Annotated in this window: 1 protein-coding gene; it reads left to right on the top strand. The window is 74.6% G+C overall.

Annotated elements, in window-relative coordinates:
• The coding region (locus GRC12_RS44655) for an alpha-amylase family glycosyl hydrolase (RefSeq protein WP_244374722.1) at positions 1-914 on the top strand (914 nt) is incomplete at its 5' end.
• Between the last annotated feature and the right edge of the window lie 40 nt (positions 915-954).

Raw genomic sequence — 954 nt, 5'->3', positions numbered from 1 at the left:
CCCCCGACCCGCACCCCTTCGTCGACCGCGACGAACTCCACGACATCTACCGCTCCTGGCGTGCGGTCGCCGACGAGTACGACGGCATGTTCGTCGGCGAGGTGTGGCTCCCCGACGCCGAACGCTTCGCCCGCTACCTCCGCCCCGACGAACTGCACACGGCCTTCAACTTCTCCTTCCTGTCCTGCCCTTGGGACGCCGGCCGGCTGCGCACGGCCATCGACACGACCCTCGCCGAGCACGCCCCCGTCGGCGCCCCCGCCACCTGGGTGCTCTGCAACCACGACGTCACCCGCACGGTCACCCGCTACGGTCGCGCGGACACCGGCTTCGACTTCGCCAAGAAAGCCTTCGGCACCCCGACGGACCTCGTCCTCGGCACCCGGCGCGCCCGCGCGGCGGCCCTGCTCTCACTCGCGCTCCCCGGCTCCGTCTACCTCTACCAGGGCGAGGAACTGGGCCTGCCCGAGGCCGACATCCCCCGCGACCGCGTCGAGGACCCGATGTACTTCCGCTCCGGCGGCACGGACCCGGGGCGCGACGGGTGCCGGGTGCCGCTGCCGTGGGCGGCCGAGGCGCCGTACGCCGGATTCGGCGGGGAGCCCTGGCTGCCGCAGCCCGCCGACTGGCCCGCCTACGCGGCCGACCGCCAGGCCTGCGACCCCGGCTCGATGCTGAGCCTGTACCGGGCCGCGATCGGGCTCCGGCCGGCGTTCGGCGACGGTCCGCTCACCTGGCTGCCCGCACCCGAGGGCGTTCTCGCCTTCGCCCGCGCGGAGAGCGCCCTGTGCGTCGTGAACCTCGCCGACGACAGCGCCGTCCTCCCGCCCCACACCGAACTCCTGTTGAGCAGCGGCCCGTTGGACGCGGACGGCCGGCTGCCCACGGACACGGCGGTCTGGCTGCGCGGCTGAGACCGCACCCCGCTGTCCCCGCACCCCGCTGTCCCCGCAC

The organism is Streptomyces griseorubiginosus (genome assembly GCF_017614965.1).
Classification (GTDB): Bacteria; Actinomycetota; Actinomycetes; order Streptomycetales; family Streptomycetaceae; genus Streptomyces; species Streptomyces griseorubiginosus_B.
Note: the sequence above shows the minus strand (reverse complement) of the source record. Positions and strands in the feature narration are given on the sequence as shown.